General features: G+C 56.3%; 15 protein-coding genes. 5 read left to right on the top strand and 10 right to left on the bottom strand.

Annotated elements, in window-relative coordinates:
* From rffA to trxA, 9 genes are all read right to left on the bottom strand, one after another.
* Positions 1-1128, bottom strand: a complete 1128-nt coding sequence (gene rffA, locus ACETPC_RS21350) for a dTDP-4-amino-4,6-dideoxygalactose transaminase (protein WP_380184479.1) — start codon at positions 1126-1128, stop codon at positions 1-3.
* 4 nt (positions 1129-1132) lie between these two features.
* Complete coding sequence (gene rffC / locus ACETPC_RS21345) at positions 1133-1837, bottom strand: dTDP-4-amino-4,6-dideoxy-D-galactose acyltransferase (RefSeq protein ID WP_380184478.1); 705 nt, start codon at positions 1835-1837, stop codon at positions 1133-1135.
* Positions 1834-3096 (bottom strand): UDP-N-acetyl-D-mannosamine dehydrogenase, encoded by a 1263-nt coding sequence (gene wecC / locus ACETPC_RS21340; RefSeq protein WP_380184477.1) that lies wholly within the window; start codon positions 3094-3096, stop codon positions 1834-1836. The genes rffC and wecC overlap by 4 nt, the downstream gene beginning before the upstream one ends.
* The gene (gene wecB, locus ACETPC_RS21335; RefSeq protein WP_380184476.1) at positions 3093-4223 is read right to left on the bottom strand and encodes a non-hydrolyzing UDP-N-acetylglucosamine 2-epimerase; all 1131 of its coding nucleotides are present in this window, start codon (positions 4221-4223) and stop codon (positions 3093-3095) included. Before wecB ends, wecC begins: the two co-directional genes overlap by 4 nt.
* 45 nt (positions 4224-4268) lie before the next feature.
* Positions 4269-5297: an ECA polysaccharide chain length modulation protein gene (gene wzzE, locus ACETPC_RS21330; RefSeq protein ID WP_380184475.1), complete on the bottom strand. Its 1029-nt coding sequence runs from the start codon at positions 5295-5297 to the stop codon at positions 4269-4271.
* A gap of 43 nt (positions 5298-5340) precedes the next feature.
* Complete coding sequence (gene wecA / locus ACETPC_RS21325; RefSeq protein WP_380184474.1) at positions 5341-6420, bottom strand: UDP-N-acetylglucosamine--undecaprenyl-phosphate N-acetylglucosaminephosphotransferase; 1080 nt, start codon at positions 6418-6420, stop codon at positions 5341-5343.
* A 100-nt stretch (positions 6421-6520) separates the two neighbouring features.
* Positions 6521-6700, bottom strand: coding sequence for a hypothetical protein (locus ACETPC_RS21320; RefSeq protein ID WP_380184473.1), 180 nt, complete (start codon positions 6698-6700; stop codon positions 6521-6523).
* A gap of 27 nt (positions 6701-6727) precedes the next feature.
* Complete coding sequence (gene rho, locus ACETPC_RS21315; protein WP_380184472.1) at positions 6728-7987, bottom strand: transcription termination factor Rho; 1260 nt, start codon at positions 7985-7987, stop codon at positions 6728-6730.
* A 368-nt stretch (positions 7988-8355) separates the two neighbouring features.
* A complete protein-coding gene (gene trxA, locus ACETPC_RS21310) occupies positions 8356-8688 on the bottom strand; it encodes a thioredoxin TrxA (RefSeq protein ID WP_380184471.1) in 333 nt (110 codons plus the stop codon).
* A gap of 117 nt (positions 8689-8805) precedes the next feature.
* Here trxA and rhlB point away from each other — a divergent pair, with 117 nt between their 5' ends.
* Positions 8806-10098: an ATP-dependent RNA helicase RhlB gene (rhlB, locus tag ACETPC_RS21305; RefSeq protein ID WP_380184470.1), complete on the top strand. Its 1293-nt coding sequence runs from the start codon at positions 8806-8808 to the stop codon at positions 10096-10098.
* A gap of 5 nt (positions 10099-10103) precedes the next feature.
* Entirely contained in the window at positions 10104-11591 is a 1488-nt protein-coding gene (gene gppA / locus ACETPC_RS21300) for a guanosine-5'-triphosphate,3'-diphosphate diphosphatase (RefSeq protein ID WP_380184469.1), read from the top strand.
* An 82-nt stretch (positions 11592-11673) separates the two neighbouring features.
* Here the strand turns inward: gppA and rep are convergent, their stop codons facing one another.
* On the bottom strand, positions 11674-13698 hold the full coding sequence (gene rep, locus ACETPC_RS21295; protein WP_380184468.1) for a DNA helicase Rep: 2025 nt from the start codon (positions 13696-13698) through the stop codon (positions 11674-11676).
* 87 nt (positions 13699-13785) lie between these two features.
* Here rep and ppiC point away from each other — a divergent pair, with 87 nt between their 5' ends.
* The 3 genes from ppiC (at position 13786) to ACETPC_RS21280 (ending at position 16847) form a co-directional block, all read left to right on the top strand.
* Positions 13786-14067, top strand: a complete 282-nt coding sequence (ppiC, locus tag ACETPC_RS21290) for a peptidylprolyl isomerase PpiC (protein WP_125290737.1) — start codon at positions 13786-13788, stop codon at positions 14065-14067.
* Positions 14068-14280: 213 nt separating this feature from the next.
* Positions 14281-15441 (top strand): M20 aminoacylase family protein, encoded by a 1161-nt coding sequence (locus ACETPC_RS21285; RefSeq protein ID WP_380184467.1) that lies wholly within the window; start codon positions 14281-14283, stop codon positions 15439-15441.
* A gap of 29 nt (positions 15442-15470) precedes the next feature.
* A complete protein-coding gene (locus ACETPC_RS21280; RefSeq protein ID WP_380184466.1) occupies positions 15471-16847 on the top strand; it encodes an MFS transporter in 1377 nt (458 codons plus the stop codon).
* Positions 16848-16886: the final 39 nt, after the last annotated feature.

Here is a 16886-nt window from a genome sequence, read left to right as displayed (position 1 = left end):
TCAGAACCAGCTCAGCAGCGAATTGATAACCGTTTTCTGATTGTTGTCAGAGAGGTTATAGAACAGCGGCAGGCGTAGCAGGCGCTCACTTTCCGCTTGCGTATGGTTGTCCGGGCCGTGGAAGCGGCCAAAGCGCTGCCCGGCCGGTGACGAGTGCAGCGGGATATAGTGGAAGACGGCCAGAATTTCCGCTTCTTTCAGCCAATTGATCAGCGCGCCGCGATCGTCGTTGTCGCGCAGCTTGATGTAAAACATATGCGCATTGTGCTCGCAGTCTGCCGGAATAGTCGGCAGCGTAATGCGGCCGCTGGCAGCAATTGGCTGTAGCGCATCATAGTAGTTTTGCCACAGGCGCAGGCGTCGCTCGTTGATGCGTTTAGCTTCCTCTAGCTGCGCCCAGAGATAAGCAGCCTGCAAATCAGCCATCAGATAGCTGGAGCCGATATCCCGCCAGGTATATTTATCCACCTGGCCACGGAAAAACTGGCTGCGGTTGGTGCCTTTCTCGCGGATGATTTCCGCGCGCTCAACCAGCTTCGGATCGTTAATTAGCGTCGCGCCGCCTTCGCCGCCCGCGGTGTAGTTTTTGGTTTCATGGAAGCTGAAGCAGCCGATATGGCCGATAGTCCCCAGCGCTTTGCCTTTATAAGTGGACATCACGCCCTGGGCCGCATCCTCAATCACGTAGAGCTTATGCTTTTCCGCCAGCGCCATTATCGCATCCATTTCACAGGCAACGCCCGCGTAGTGCACAGGCACGATGGCGCGCGTTTTTTCAGTGATAGCCGCTTCAATCAGCTTTTCGTCGATATTTAACGTATCGGGACGAATATCGACAAAAACGATGGTTGCGCCGCGCAGCACAAAAGCGTTGGCGGTGGAGACAAAGGTGTAGCTCGGCATGATTACTTCGTCGCCGGGCTGGATGTCGATCAGGATCGCGGCCATTTCCAGCGAAGCGGTGCAGGAAGGCGTCAGCAGCACCTTGCGGCTGCCGAAACGGTTTTCCATCCACTGCTGGCAGCGCCGGGTAAAGCCGCCGTCGCCGCAGAGCTTGCCGCTGCCCATCGCCGACTGCATATACTCAAGTTCGGTTCCCACTACCGGTGGGGCGTTAAACGGGATCATAAAATTACCTGTAAAGCCACCAGGCGGTGCGTTCAATCACGCCGCCGCAGCGGTGATAAAGTCGGAGCGCCGGCAGATTGCCCAGCTGCGTGGCAACATGCAGACGCGTCAGGCGCCGCGCGCGGCTCCAGTCAATGGCGGCTTCGATCATACGCTGACCAACGCCCAGCCCCTGCGCCTCCGGCAGCGTCGCCAGCAGCCCGATTCTGGCGCTGCCGTCGCCCAGTTCGCGCAGCGAGACGAAACCCTGCAATTCGCCCTGCTGATTTACCGCAAGCAGGCATTGATGGTCAAATGTTCCGAGTACGGCATTTTCCACCCACTGCGCGTAAAAGCGCCCGCTATCCTGCGCTTTGTACCAGGGCGCGCGAAAGCGGCTATAAGCAAACGCGCTGGCGGCGGCCTCGCGCAAGGCCGGGATATGCTCTTTGCGGGCGATGCGGATACCTTCCGGCCTGCCGCCCACGCCAATGCCCAGGACGAAGTCCGCTTCGCCTTCCACAAAGCGAAACCCCAGCGCGCTTAAGGCATCCAGCTCCGCCGTTTGCTGCGACAGAATTTTTGCCTGCACTAAGTCGTAACCCTGCAGCGTCGCTTCATCGACTGGTGCAGCGTGAAGATCGACGCTCAGCAGGCCACTGTTGATATTAAAAAACGCGTTTTCCCACGTTAGCGGCTCGACGCGCCCCTGCAAGGCTGGCGTGTTCATTGCCAGAGACCTTTAGTATCTACCAGCCAGCGCGAACGCAGGCTCTGGATATCAATAGTTTTAAATTGCTGATGATCCACCAGCATTACCAGCACGTCCGCCTGGTTCAGCGCCTCTTCCTGCGAGACCAGCACGCTTCTTTCCGGCAGGCCTTGCGGCAGCTCGTGAATATTCGGCTCTACCAGCTGCGTTACGCCCTGGTGCCAGTCTGCGATCATGTGCGCGACTTCCATTGCCGGGCTTTCCCGCAGGTCGTCGATATTGGGCTTAAAGGCCAGGCCAAAACAGGCGATAGTCAGCTCGCTGGCGCGTTTGTCGCTGGCGACCAGGCATTCAGCCAGTTTTTTCTTTACCTGTTCCAGTACCCAATGCGGCTTGCTGTCGTTGACCTCGCGCGCGGTACGGATCAGGCGGGCCTGTACCGGATTTTGCGCCACGATAAACCAGGGATCGACAGCAATGCAGTGGCCGCCCACGCCAGGGCCTGGCTGTAAGATATTGACGCGCGGATGGCGGTTAGCCAGCGCGATCAGCTCCCAGACGCTAATGCCCTGATCGGCGCAGATCAGCGACAGTTCGTTGGCGAAGGCAATGTTGACGTCCCGGAAGCTGTTTTCCGTTAGCTTGCACATTTCGGCGGTGCGTGAGTTAGTGACCACACACTCGCCTTCCAGGAAGATGCGGTAGAGATCGCTGGCTTTCTGCGAACACAGCGGCGTCATGCCACCGATAACGCGGTCGTTTTTAATCAGCTCTACCATCACCTGACCCGGCAACACGCGCTCCGGGCAGTAGGCGATATGCACATCGGTCTGTTCGCCTGCATGCTGCGGGAAAGCCAGATCGCCGCGCGCCATCGCCAGCCATTCAGCCATTTGTTCCGTTGCGCCGACCGGCGAAGTCGATTCCAGAATCACCAGATCGCCTTTTTTCAGCACGGGCGCGAGGGATTCCGCCGCCGCTTTCACCCAGCTCAGGTCGGGCTGATGGTCGTCTTTAAACGGCGTCGGCACGGCGATTAGAAAGGCATCGGCAGGTTCAGGCCGGGTTGTGGCGCGCAGATAACCCTGCTCCACGGCGGTTTTCACTACGACATCTAAATCCGGCTCGACGATATGGATTTCGCCCCGGTTGATGGTTTCGACCGCTCGCGCGTTGATATCCACGCCGATCACTTTTTTCTGGCGGGAAGCAAAAGCCGCAGCGGTAGGCAGGCCGATATAGCCCAGCCCGATAACAGATATGGTATTGAACATCATAAAGAAATCCGATTATTTTTTAGGGCCTGCACAATGCGCTCGCAGGCCAGGCCGTCGCCGTAAGGGTTATGGGCGCGGCTCATGGATTGGTATGCCTCTTCATCCGTCAGCAGGCGCGTTACCTCGCGGACGATGGTTTGTGTGTCGGTGCCTACTAACCTTACAGTCCCCGCTTCCACGGCTTCCGGGCGTTCGGTAGTGTCGCGCATCACCAGTACCGGCTTGCCGAGCGAAGGCGCCTCTTCCTGAATGCCGCCGGAGTCGGTGAGGATCAGCCAGGCGCGATCCATCAGCCAGACAAACGGCAAATATTCCTGCGGCTCAATCAGCACCACGTTATCGATATCGCTCAGGATGCGGTTGACCGGCTCGCTAACATTCGGATTGAGGTGTACCGGATAGACGATCTGCGTTTCCGGATGGCTGCGGGCGATTTCCGCCAGCGCGCTACAGATGCGTTCAAAACCGCCGCCAAAGCTTTCCCGGCGGTGGCCGGTTACCAGGATCAGCTTTTTATCGGCTGCCAGGAAGGGATAGCGCGTCGCCAGGCTGTTGCGCAGCTGTTCATCGCTTAACACGCGGTCACGCACCCAAAACAGAGCATCAATAACCGTGTTGCCGGTCACGAACATACGCGAAGCGGGCAGATTTTCACGCAGCAAATTTTGCCGCGCCGTTTCCGTCGGCGTGAAGTGCCAGGTGGCGAGATGCCCAGTCAGCGTACGGTTGGCCTCTTCCGGCCACGGCGAATAGAGATCGCCAGTGCGCAATCCGGCCTCTACGTGCCCGACAGGGATGCGGTGATAAAAAGCCGCCAGGCTGGCGGCAAAAGTGGTGGTGGTATCGCCGTGCACCAGCACCACATCCGGCCTGAATTCGGCGAAAACCTCTTTCAGCCCTTCCAGAATACGGCTGGTGATCTCCGTCAGTCCCTGGCCGGGACGCATAATGTTTAAATCGTAATCGGGGACGATAGCAAACAGCTGCAGCACCTGATCCAGCATTTCGCGATGCTGGGCGGTGACGCACAGACGTGCTTCTATCTCGCCATCCAGGGCAAGAGCATGTACCAGCGGAGCCATTTTTATCGCTTCCGGGCGCGTGCCAAAAACAGTTAGTACTTTCACTGTTATTCTCTTTCCTTCGTCTTTCAGATAACCAGTAGCCAGCGCTTAATCACGACGCCGACGTACTAAAGCAGTTCCCGCGCCAGCCAGCGCGCCGACTGCGCCCCACAGGATCATCATAAACAGCCGACGGGGGCTGTCGCGTTTCACCGGCTCTTCCGGCGTGCGCAGGTAGCGCCAGGGCTGGAAAGCGCTGTTCGGCTGCGGTCCGGCGTTAAGCGTGCTCAGCATGGCTCTGTTTTGATCATAGTCCAGATCGTAAGCCGGGCCGCTGGCCTGAAGGTTCTCCAGCCTGGCCTGCAGCAGCGAACGCCCCAGCAAAAAGAGTTCGGAATCGGGTAGCTGCTCTGAAGGCGTGCTGGTTTTCGCCTGTTCAAAACCCTGCTGCTGGGCGATTTTCAGCGCCTGCTGCACGCTGTTGATTTGGCGGTCATAAACGGCTTTCGCCACGGCCTCCTGCCTTTGCACCTGCGCTTTCAGCTGCTGGGCGCGCGCGGCCCAGCCGCCAGCCAGCTCGGCATTAAGGTGCTGCGAAGCACGCTCGCCGGCAAAAGCGACGTACTGACGCAGTAGCGTATTGGCTTCCGGCGCGGTTTCCGCTATCAGCCTGACGCTGTCGTTAAGGTTTTTCGCCGCGTCGCCGGGCTGATACTGGATATTGGCGATCAGCTCATCCAGCAGCGCCGCGTCATCACGGGCCTGGCCGCTCTGGCGCTTTTTGTAATAGTCGCTTTGCAGCCAGAACTCACGACGGCTGTCGTAAGAGGCCAGCTGCATAACGAACTCCTGATAAGCCTCATCCGCAATAGCAGGCGCTGCGATCGGCACGCTGCTGGCGCGGCTGTCCAGGTTATTCAGGAACAGCTGCTGTGAGTAGTAGTTGCCCAGCATATTGACGGTGGGACGATCGGTAACCGCCGTAGTGCTCCATTTCGGCGTCATCAGTAGCGAACAGAGCCAGGCCAGCAGGGCGAAAAGCAGCGCGCTGCCGATAATCCACAATTTGCCGCGCCATAGCGCGCAGCAAAGTCCGCGGATATCCAGTTCGTTCTCTGCAACCTCAGGATGCGTCATACTTGATATTCCTTGTCATCAGGGTAAAGAATTGCGAAATCATCTAGCGGGCCTTGCGCAGCCTTCTTTTAATTCTTTTCAGCATTCGCGCCACGCGCCATGCGCGCTTGATGCAGTAGCCGTACAGCATAAACGCCAGCAAAAACAGCAGCAGCATCATCCAGTCGGGCACAAAGCTCAGCGATTCGCCCAGCACACCAACGCCAGCCAGCAGCGCGGCCGCCAGCGTGATCAGAAAGCAGGCCTGGCGGGAGGTAAAACCGGCGCGCATGATTAGGTGGTGAATATGCTGGCGGTCGGCGGAAAACGGGCTCATGCCTTTGCTAAGGCGGCGATACATAATAGCGACCATATCCATTAGCGGAATGGCGATCAGCCACAGCGCCGTAACAGGCGTAATAGGATGGCTCTGTCCCTGAGTCGCTTCCAGCAGGATCCAGATAATGGTAAAGCCGATCAGCGTGCTGCCCGCATCGCCCATAAAGACTTTATAGCGGCGGCCAAATACACCCAGGTTCAACAGAATGTAGGGGATGATGGCGGCAATCATGGCAAAGCACCACATCGCCAGGCTCTGCTGCCCATCCACCATCAAAATAGTGCCCATAGCGAGGAAGGTTACGCAGGAAAGCCCGCCGAGCAGCCCATCGATGCCGTCCACCATATTAAAGGCGTTGATGGCGGCCCAGACCGCGAACAGCGTCAGCACATAGCCGAAAGGGCCAACAATCAGCTCCCAGGGGCCGAAAATAAACCCCAGGCTAAGCAGGTAAAGCTTGGCCATACTCATCATGACTACCGCAATACCCGCCTGAACGCAGGCACGTATCTTGACGCTGATATCAAAACGATCGTCAAGCGCGCCTACCAGCACCAGTACGCCAGCGCAGCCTAAATAAAGCAGGCTATGGGGAATATAATAATCCGTGACGGTGAAGCCAAAGCAGATCCCGGCGAATACCGAAATGCCGCCGACCAGAGGAATGACGCCCTGGTGACGTTTGCGGTAGTTGGGTTTGTCCACAAGCCCAACTTTCTCTGCCGCTTTGCGGGCGAAAAAAAGAAACACCAGCGAAAACAAAAATATTAAGGCAAGCTCGGTACTCATATTGAGTAAATTCACATTAACCAGCTCTCTGCTAAGAATCCCGATGTTATAGCAATTTCTGTGCCAAGAACGTCGCCAGATTCTGATGTCCATTGTGCCACCGGCAAAAATCCGGCTAATTATCCGGTTTTATACCTGGCCGCACCTTTAATGAGTTTTCCAGTGGCAACATCGTATAGCCCATAAACGAAAAACGCCACGTCTGAGCGTGGCGTTCCCCGAGTTTTCTTGTTTTTGCGCCTTTGGCTGCGGTTTCCGCCAAAAACGGCGAAAAAAGAGAGGGTTGATCGCTCAACCCTCTCTTTTCAGCAGAGCAGGCTCTTTACGAACGTTTCATCATATCGAAGAATTCGTCGTTGGTTTTGGTCATCGCCAGCTTGTTGATCAGGAATTCCATGGCGTCGATTTCACCCATTGGATGAATAATCTTGCGCAGGATCCACATCTTCTGCAGTTCTTCAGAGCTGGTCAGCAGCTCTTCTTTACGGGTACCGGAGCGGTTGTAGTCGATAGCCGGGAATACGCGCTTCTCGGCGATTTTACGCGCCAGATGCAGTTCCATGTTGCCGGTACCTTTAAACTCTTCGTAGATAACCTCATCCATCTTCGAGCCGGTATCCACCAGCGCGGTAGCGATGATGGTCAGGCTGCCGCCCTCTTCCACGTTACGCGCGGCGCCGAAGAAGCGTTTTGGACGATGCAGGGCGTTAGCGTCCACACCACCGGTCAGGACTTTACCGGAAGCCGGCACCACGGTGTTATAGGCGCGAGCCAGACGCGTGATGGAGTCCAGCAGGATGATAACGTCTTTTTTATGCTCAACCAGACGCTTGGCCTTCTCGATAACCATTTCAGCAACCTGCACGTGGCGGGAAGCGGGTTCATCGAAGGTAGAGGCGATGACTTCGCCTTTTACCAGACGCTGCATCTCGGTAACTTCTTCCGGACGTTCGTCAATCAGCAGCACCATCAGCACGCAGTCAGGATGGTTATAAGCGATGCTCTGCGCGATATTCTGCAGCAGCATGGTTTTACCCGCTTTCGGCGGCGCCACGATCAGACCACGCTGGCCGCGACCGATCGGCGAAGCCAGATCCAGCACGCGCGCGGTTAAATCTTCGGTAGAACCGTTGCCGCGCTCCATGCGCAGACGCGAGTTAGCGTGCAGCGGCGTTAAGTTTTCAAACAGGATTTTGCTGCGGGCATTTTCCGGCTTGTCGAAGTTAACTTCGTTGACCTTCAGCAGGGCAAAGTAGCGCTCGCCTTCTTTCGGCGGACGGATCTTGCCGGAGATGGTGTCACCAGTGCGAAGGTTGAAGCGGCGAATTTGGCTGGGAGATACGTAGATGTCGTCGGGACCGGCGAGGTAGGAGCTGTCTGCAGAGCGGAGGAAACCAAATCCATCCTGCAATATCTCCAGAACGCCGTCGCCGAAGATATCTTCGCCGCTCTTCGCGTGTTGCTTCAGGATGGCGAAGATAATGTCCTGTTTGCGCATGCGCGCCAGGTTTTCCAGCCCCATGTTTTCGCCGAGAGTAATCAGGTCAGAAACCGGCGTATTTTTTAATTCGGTAAGATTCATAATGGTGGGTTCTTAAACTCGGGGTAAATCTCGAAATGTTTGTCGTCAATGGTATGGCGAAAAATCCATGCCTGTTAATGGCTTTCTTGTCAGAGTCCCGAGGAACGCGTGCAGGAATACGCGGATCCGATACAAGGAGACGGTAAGGACAAGGTGCCGGAAATTCTGGATACTAACCGTCAGATTGCTGAATATTTGTATCACTCGGACGAATACAGTATTCAACAAGGAGTAAAGCTAAGATTCAAACTACAGGTAAGTGCGTAGTGCAGTAAAAGTAAGTTAGCACGCCCAATGGCAAACGTCTAGCGATGAGCTAAAAATAAGCCGTTGCGCCTGCGGCGGAGATTTCCGCCGCAGAAAGGCTGTTAGCCCAGGTTCGCGTTCAGGAACTCTTTCAGCTGGCCTTTGGAAAGTGCGCCCACTTTCGTTGCCGCGACTTCGCCGTCTTTAAACAGCAGCAAAGTAGGAATGCCGCGAATACCGTATTTAGGCGCGGTGCCCGGGTTATCGTCGATATTCAGTTTTGCGATGGTCAGCTTGCCGTCGTACTCTTCGGCGATTTCGTCGAGGATCGGGGCGATCATTTTGCACGGACCGCACCACTCCGCCCAGAAGTCGACCAGCGTCAAGCCTTCTGCTTTCAGGACGTCGGTTTCAAAGCTGTCATCGGTCAGGTGGACAATTTTATCGCTGCTCATGTCTTACTCCAAAAGATTATGCCTGGCTGCCTGGCGTAAAATCTGCCAACTTAGGTTGACTTTATTTCACCGGATACGCTTTCGTAAAGCAATAGTAAGCTGATATTCTACCACACTATGAGCAAAACACACTTAACCGAACAGAAGTTTTCCGACTTCGCCCTGCACCCACAGGTTATCGAAGCCCTTGAAAATAAAGGCTTTCATAACTGCACGCCTATTCAGGCGCTGGCATTGCCTTTCACCCTTAACGGGCGTGATGTAGCGGGACAGGCGCAAACCGGTACCGGGAAAACGATGGCGTTTCTGACGTCAACGTTCCATCATCTTCTTTCTCACCCCGCGCCGGAAGGCCGTCAGGTTAATCAGCCGCGCGCGCTGATCCTGGCACCTACCCGCGAGCTGGCCGTGCAGATCCATACCGATGCAGAACCGCTTGCGCAGGCAACCGGGCTGAAGCTTGGTCTGGCTTATGGCGGCGACGGCTACGATAAGCAGTTGAAAGTGCTGGAAAGCGGCGTCGATATTCTGATCGGGACTACCGGCAGGCTGATCGACTACGCCAGGCAGAACCATGTCAATCTGGGCGCTATCCAGGTGGTGGTGCTGGATGAAGCCGACCGGATGTTCGACCTGGGCTTTATTAAAGATATTCGCTGGCTGTTCCGCCGCATGCCTGCCGCGAACCAGCGTCTGAATATGCTCTTCTCCGCTACCCTCTCCTTCCGCGTACGCGAGCTGGCGTTCGAAAATATGAACAACGCCGAATATGTCGAAGTCGAGCCGGAGCAGAAAACCGGGCACCGGATTAAAGAAGAACTTTTTTACCCTTCTAACGAAGAAAAAATGCGTCTTCTGCAAACCCTGCTGGAAGAAGAGTGGCCGGATCGCGCCATTATCTTCGCCAACACCAAGCACCGCTGTGAAGATATCTGGGGTCATCTGGCTGCGGACGGTCATCGCGTTGGCCTGCTGACTGGCGATGTAGCGCAGAAGAAACGCCTGCGCATCCTGGAAGATTTCACCAAAGGCGATATCGATATTCTGGTCGCTACCGATGTTGCCGCGCGCGGTCTGCATATTCCGGCCGTTACGCACGTCTTTAACTATGATCTGCCTGACGATCGCGAAGACTACGTTCACCGTATTGGTCGTACCGGCCGCGCAGGCGCCAACGGGCATTCCATCAGCCTGGCCTGTGAAGAATACGCGCTGAACCTGCCTGCCATCGAAGAGTATATCGGCCACAGTATCAGCGTCAGCCGTTATAACAGCGATGCGCTGATGAGCGATCTGCCGCCGCCGAAACGTCTGACGCGCAGCCGTTCCGCCAGCGGCCCGCGCCGCAACGGTCCGAACAATCGCCGTAGCGGCCCGCCGCGTAACAATAACCGCAAACGTTCAGGTTAATCGCCATGCCGAGCGCTTCATCGCTTTATGCTGCAATAGATTTAGGATCTAACAGCTTTCATATGCTGGTGGTGCGCGAGGTGGCTGGTAGTATCCAGACCGTTGCGCGCATCAAACGCAAAGTGCGTCTGGCCGCTGGCCTGGACAGCGACAGCCGTCTTTCTCTTGAGGCGATGACGCGCGGCTGGCAGTGCCTGAAACTGTTTTCGGAGCAGTTACAGGATATCCCACCTGAGCAGATCCGCGTGGTAGCAACCGCGACTTTGCGGCTGGCCGCCAACGCGGGCGCTTTTCTGCAGCAGGCGCAGCAAATTTTGGGCTGCGCCATTAACGTGATCAGCGGCGAAGAAGAAGCCTGTCTGATTTATCAGGGCGTGGCACATACTACCGGCGGCTCCGACAAGCGGCTGGTGGTGGATATCGGCGGCGGCAGCACCGAGCTGGTCACCGGCAGCGGCGAGCAGCCGGGCGCGCTGTTCAGCCTCTCGATGGGCTGCGTAACCTGGCTGGAACGCTATTTCGGCGATCGCCATCTCGGCCAGCAGAATTTTGACGAGGCGGAACAGGCGGCCAGCGAGATGATCCGCCCGATAGCCGGTAAACTGCGCGAGCAGGGCTGGGAAATTTGCGTCGGCGCTTCCGGTACCGTTCAGGCGCTGCAGGAAATCATGATGGCGCAGGGCATGGATGAGCGCATCACGCTTGCCAAGCTGCAGCAGCTGAAGCAGCGCGCCATTCAGTGCGGCAAACTGGAAGAGCTGGAGATCGAAGGCCTGACGCTGGAGCGCGCGCTGGTCTTTCCCAGCGGCCTCTCGATTCTTATCGCCATCTTTACCGAGCTGAATATCAGCAGCATGACGCTGGCTGGCGGCGCGCTGCGCGAAGGCCTGGTGTACGGCATGCTGCAATTGCCGGTGAATCGCGATATCCGCAGCCGCACGCTGCACAATATCCAGCGCCGCTTTGCTATTGATGTTGATCAGGCGGAGCGCGTACGCACGCTGGCGGAGAGCTTCAGTCGTCAGGTCAGCCAGAACTGGAAGCTGGACGATCGCTGCCGCGAGCTGTTGAACAGCGCCTGTCTGATCCATGAAATCGGCCTGAGCGTCGATTTTAAACAGGCACCGCAGCACGCTGCCTACCTGATTCGCCATCTCGATCTGCCGGGCTTTACTCCCGCACAGAAAAAGCTGCTGGCGACGCTGCTGCAAAATCAGGTCAACGGCATAGATTTGGCATTGCTCAGCCAGCAAAACGCCGTGCCGCCGCGTATGGCAGAGAGGATGTGCCGACTGCTGCGGTTAGCGATTATTTTCGCCAGCCGCCGCCGTGACGATACTTTGCCTGCGGTGCGCCTGCATGCCGAAGACGACGCCCTGAAGCTGACTCTTCCGGCTGGCTGGCTGGAGGCACATCCGCTGCGCGCGGAGCTGCTGGAGCAGGAAAGCCACTGGCAGAGTTATGTGCACTGGTCGCTGACCGTAGGCTGCTAAAAACAGCGGCCCGCGCTTTATCAGGCGCGGGCCGTTCAGAACTTATGCCGAAGCCAGCACAGCGTATTCTGCGCTGCGCTATTTACCCGGCGCTTTTCGCCTTATCCAGCATCGCGCGCAGCCCCGCCACGCGGCTCTGGCCGGTTTGCATCCGTTGTTCCGGGCTGACCACTTTACGTTCCGTTTCCCAGTTGAGATCGTCCTGCGGCAGTTCCAGCAGGAAGCGGCTTGGTTCCGGACGAATCACTTCGCCATACTGGCGGCGCTCGCGGCATAGCGTGAAAGTCAGCTCCTTTTGCGCGCGTGTGATGCCAACGTAGGCCAGCCGCCGCTCCTCTTCTACATTGTTTTCATCAATGCTGCTTTGGTGTGGCAACAGCCCTTCTTCCATGCCGACAAGATAGACATAAGGAAACTCCAGCCCTTTCGAGGCGTGCAGCGTCATTAGCTGTACCTGATCCGCCTCTTCGTCGCTTTCGCCGCGTTCCATCATGTCGCGCAGCGTGAAACGCGTTACCACCTGCGTTAGCGTCATCGGTTCATCAATATCGCTGCCTTCCAGCATTTCCGTCATCCACTGGAACAGCGTATTGACGTTTTTCATGCGCATTTCCGCAGCTTTTGGGCTGGCGGAGGTTTCAAACAGCCAGCTTTCGTAATCGATACCGCGGATCAGATCGCGCACGGCGGTTACCGGCTCACGTTCCGCCAGCTGTGCTACCTCACGCAGCCAGAAAGTGAAGCGCTGTAATGATTCCAGCCCGCGTCCGGTTAACGTCTGGCCAAGCCCCATATCGAAACTGGCGGTAAACAGGCTTTTGTTGCGCTGCATCGCCCATTCGCCCAGCTTACGCAGCGTGGTCGGGCCGATTTCCCGCCTTGGCGTGTTAACGATACGCATAAAAGCGCTGTCGTCATCAGGGTTAGTGAGCACGCGCAGATAGGCCAGCAGATCTTTAATCTCCGGCCTTGAGAAAAACGAGGTACCGCCGGAGATACGATAAGGAATACGGTTCTGCATCAGCATTTTTTCAAAGACGCGCGACTGGTGATTACCGCGATAGAGGATGGCGTAATCCTTGTACTGCGTCTTGTTGATAAAGTGATGCGCTATCAGCTCGCCCGTTACGCGCTCGGCTTCGTGATCTTCGTGGTTAGCCGTGACGACTTTTAACTCCGCGCCGTAGCCCAGCTCCGAAAACAAGCGCTTTTCGAATACGTGCGGATTGTTGGCGATCAGGATATTGGCCGCTTTCAGGATGCGTTCGGAAGAGCGGTAGTTCTGCTCCAGCTTAATTACCTGTAGCGCCGGGAAATCTTCTTTCAATAGCACCAGGTTTTGCGGCCTTGCGCCACGCCACGAGTAAATAGACTGATCGTCATCGCCTACTACGGTGAAACGCGCGCGCGCGCCAACCAGCAGTTTTACCAGCTCGTACTGGCTGGTGTTGGTATCCTGGTATTCATCCACCAGCAGATAGCGGATGCGCTGCTGCCAGCGCTCGCGCACTTCCAGGTTGCGCTGAAACAGCAGCGTTGGCAGCAGGATCAAATCATCGAAGTCCAGCACGTTGCAAGCTTTCAGGTGCCGATCGTACAAGCTGTAGCAGTGGGCGAAGATCTTATCGCGCTCTGATTGCGCCGACGCCGCTGCGCGGGAAGGATCCATCAGATCGTTTTTCCAGTTGGAGATCGTCGAGATCAGCTGCTGCAGCAGATTTTTATCGTTTTCCAGCCACTCTTCCGTCAGCTCTTTTAGTAGGGCCAGCTGGTCCTGATCGTCAAACAGCGAGAAGTTAGATTTCATGCCCAATGCAGCATATTCGCGTTTGATAATTTCCAGCCCCAGCGTATGGAAGGTGGAAATCATCAGGCCGCGTGCCTCTTTGCGTCCCAGCGTTTGCGCTACACGCTCTTTCATCTCTCGCGAGGCTTTATTAGTAAAGGTTACCGCCGCGATGTGCCGGGGCTGATAGCCGCATTCGCGGATCAGGTGAGCAATTTTATTGGTAATGACGCGCGTTTTGCCCGAGCCCGCACCGGCCAGCACCAGACAGGGCCCGGTGACGAATTCGACGGCTTGTTGCTGACCAGGATTAAGACGCATAGGGATTTACTCGATGAAATGACAGAGGGAAAGAAATCACAGCGTGGTAGTATAGCCAGCAGCATCCCTACGACTCAAGGTACGATCATGGCAAAAACCGCAGCAGCACTCCATATCCTTGTAAAGGAAGAGAAACTGGCGCAGGACCTTCTGGCACAGCTGGAACAGGGCGCCGATTTTGAAAAACTGGCGAAAAAACACTCTATCTGCCCGTCAGGTAAAAAAGGCGGCCATTTAGGCGAGTTTAAACAGGGCGCGATGGTGCCGGCTTTCGATAAAGTGGTGTTCTCCTGCCCGCTTATCACGCCTTACGGCCCGCTGCATACGCAGTTCGGCTACCACATTATTAAAGTGCTGTACCGTAACTAACGGCTCGGCTTTACCGCAGCAGTAAATTCTTCACCCGGATTTACTGCTTTTTACGCCCTCATCCTGGAAATTAAAGCCATGCTCTGAGGCGGATTTTTCGCCAGCGGCTTCCCTTTTCGCACAAAAAAGAAACAATTTATTGCATTGCTTCTCTGTTTATCTCATTTTAGATCCACGAATTACTACAGGACTCGCGATCAGGGAGAGAGAAAGATGCATGCTATTCTTCAGGAAATTCAACCTTCTATAGCAGACTGGACGATATTCCGGCGCGATTTACATCAGCATCCGGAAACAGGTTTTGCAGAGCATCGCACCAGTCGGCTGGTGGCGGAAAAGCTGAAGGAATTCGGCTATGAGGTCGATCAAGGCATGGCGAAGACCGGCGTCGTCGGTACGCTGAAATGCGGCAACGGCAGCAAAACACTTGGAATACGCGCCGATATAGACGCCCTGCCAATGACGGAAAACAGCGGCAAGCCGTGGGCCAGCCAGCATACCGAAAAATTTCATGGCTGCGGCCACGACGGCCACACCACTATCCTGCTCTGCGCCGCCGAGTTTCTGGCGCGCCGCCGTAATTTTAACGGCACCCTTAATCTGATTTTCCAGCCTGCGGAAGAGCTGCTGTATGGCGGCAGAGTCATGCTTGAGGATGGCCTGCTGGAGAAATTCCCCTGCGATGCGCTGTTTGGCCTGCACAATATGCCAGGCATGCCGGTCGGCACCTTTCATTTCAGAAAGCAGGCAATGATGGCTTCCTGCGATACGGTGCACATTACTGTCTCCGGCACGGGCGGACACGGCGCAATACCGGAAAAAACCGTAGACGCTACTCTGGTCGCCTGTCAGATCGCCGTAGCGCTACAGACTATTGTTTCCCGCAACGTTACGCCTTTCGCGCAGGCGGTGATTACCGTGGGCAGCATTCACTCCGGCGAAGCGCCGAATATCATCAACGAAAAAGCCGTAATGAAACTGAGCGTCCGCTCGCTCGATCCCCAGGTGCGGCAGCTGCTGCTGAAGCGTATTGATGAGGTTGCGCGATTACAGGCGGAAAGCTTTAATGCCGTCGCAAAAGTTGAGCATATCAACGGCTGTCCGGTTTTGATCAATGACGATGCGCAAACCGAGTTCGCCATCAGCGTAGCGCGTGAGCTGGTGGACGAGTCGCAGATCTGTACCGATGCGTCTGCATTAATGGGCAGCGAAGATTTCGCCTTTATGCTGGAAGCCAACCCCAACGGCGCCTATCTGATGGTCGGCAATGGCCCGGGCCCCATGGTGCATAACCCTGGCTACGACTTTAACGACGAGATTATTTTGCCCGCTGCCGCATACTGGTGCCTGCTGGCGGAGCGCTATTTGCAGTAGGCGCACGGAGAAATTAACAAGGAGTAGTTATGTCAACGCTTGAGCAAAGCGCCTTCCGGGGCAACGATCGCCTGACGCTGGGCATGGTAATGGGCGTGCTGACTTTCTGGCTGTTTGCCCAGTCGGTGCTGAACATCGTTCCGGCAATTCAACAAAGCCTGGCCATTCCTCTGCCTTCGTTAAACCTGGCGATCAGCCTGACCACGCTGTTTTCCGGCTGCTTTATCGTGGTCGCTGGCGGCATAGCCGATAAGCTTGGTCGGGTGAGAATGACCTACGCTGGCTTCGCATTGAGTATCGTGGGCTGTCTGTGCATTATTTTTGCGCAAAGCATGCCGCTGTTTGCCCTTGGCCGCGTTTTGCAAGGATTGTCAGGCGCCTGCATTATGCCTGCCACGCTGTCGCTGATAAAAACCAGCTATGAAGGCAAAGATCGGCAAAGGGCGCTGAGCTTCTGGTCGGTGGGTTCATGGGGAGGTTCCGGCCTCTGCTCGCTGGCGGGCGGCGCGGTCGCTACCTGGCTGGGCTGGCGCTGGATCTTTATCTTTTCCATTGTCGCGGCCCTGATTGGCATGCTGCTGATCCGCGGTACACCGGAAAGCAAAGCGGAGCCGGGCGAACGGCAACCGTTCGATTTTAGCGGCCTGATAGCTTTCGTTATGGCGCTGGTTACGCTGAACCTGGTGATTACCAAAGGCGGCACCTTTGGCTGGCTAAGTCCTGTTACGCTGGGACTGGCGGCAATTTGCCTGTTCTCCGCCGCGTTGTTTTTCCGCATCGAAATCATTAAAAAGCAGCACGGCTTTATCGATTTTTCTCTGTTCCGCAATAAAGCCTACAGCGGCGCGGTGCTCTCTAATTTTTTGCTGAATGCCGTTGCCGGGACGCTAATGATCGCCAGCGTCTATGTCCAGCGCCACAGGGATTTTACCGCTTTCCAGGCCGGGATGCTGACCATAGGTTATCTGATCGCCGTGCTGGCGATGATCCGCGTAGGAGAGAAACTGCTGCAAAAAGCGGGCGCCAGAAAGCCGATGCTGTGGGGAACGCGGCTGGGCGCAGTCGGCGTGATGATGATGACCTTTACCTTTCTGCCGGACAGCAGCTATGTCGTCGCGGTACTGGCGGGTTATGTGCTGCTTGGTCTGGGGCTGGGCTGTTATGCAACGCCTTCTACCGATACGGCGATAGCCAACGCGCCTGCCGATAAAATTGGCGTGGCTTCCGGCATTTATAAGATGGCCAGCTCGCTGGGCGGTGCTTTTGGCGTGGCGATTTCGGCTTCGGTTTATGCGGCGCTGCTGCCGCAAGGCGGATCGGTGGCGGCCACGGCAGGCCTGCTGGTCAACGTCGCTTTTTGCCTGCTGTCGATGGCAGCCGTTGTGCTGATGGTGCCCAGGAAGTGAAAAAGCGCGGTTCCCCGCGCTTGATTTCAAACGCGGGCA

Origin of the sequence: Pantoea sp. sgz302252 (assembly GCF_042610525.1) — a bacterium.
In the GTDB taxonomy this organism is placed as follows: domain Bacteria; phylum Pseudomonadota; class Gammaproteobacteria; order Enterobacterales; family Enterobacteriaceae; genus Erwinia.
Note: the sequence above shows the minus strand (reverse complement) of the source record. Positions and strands in the feature narration are given on the sequence as shown.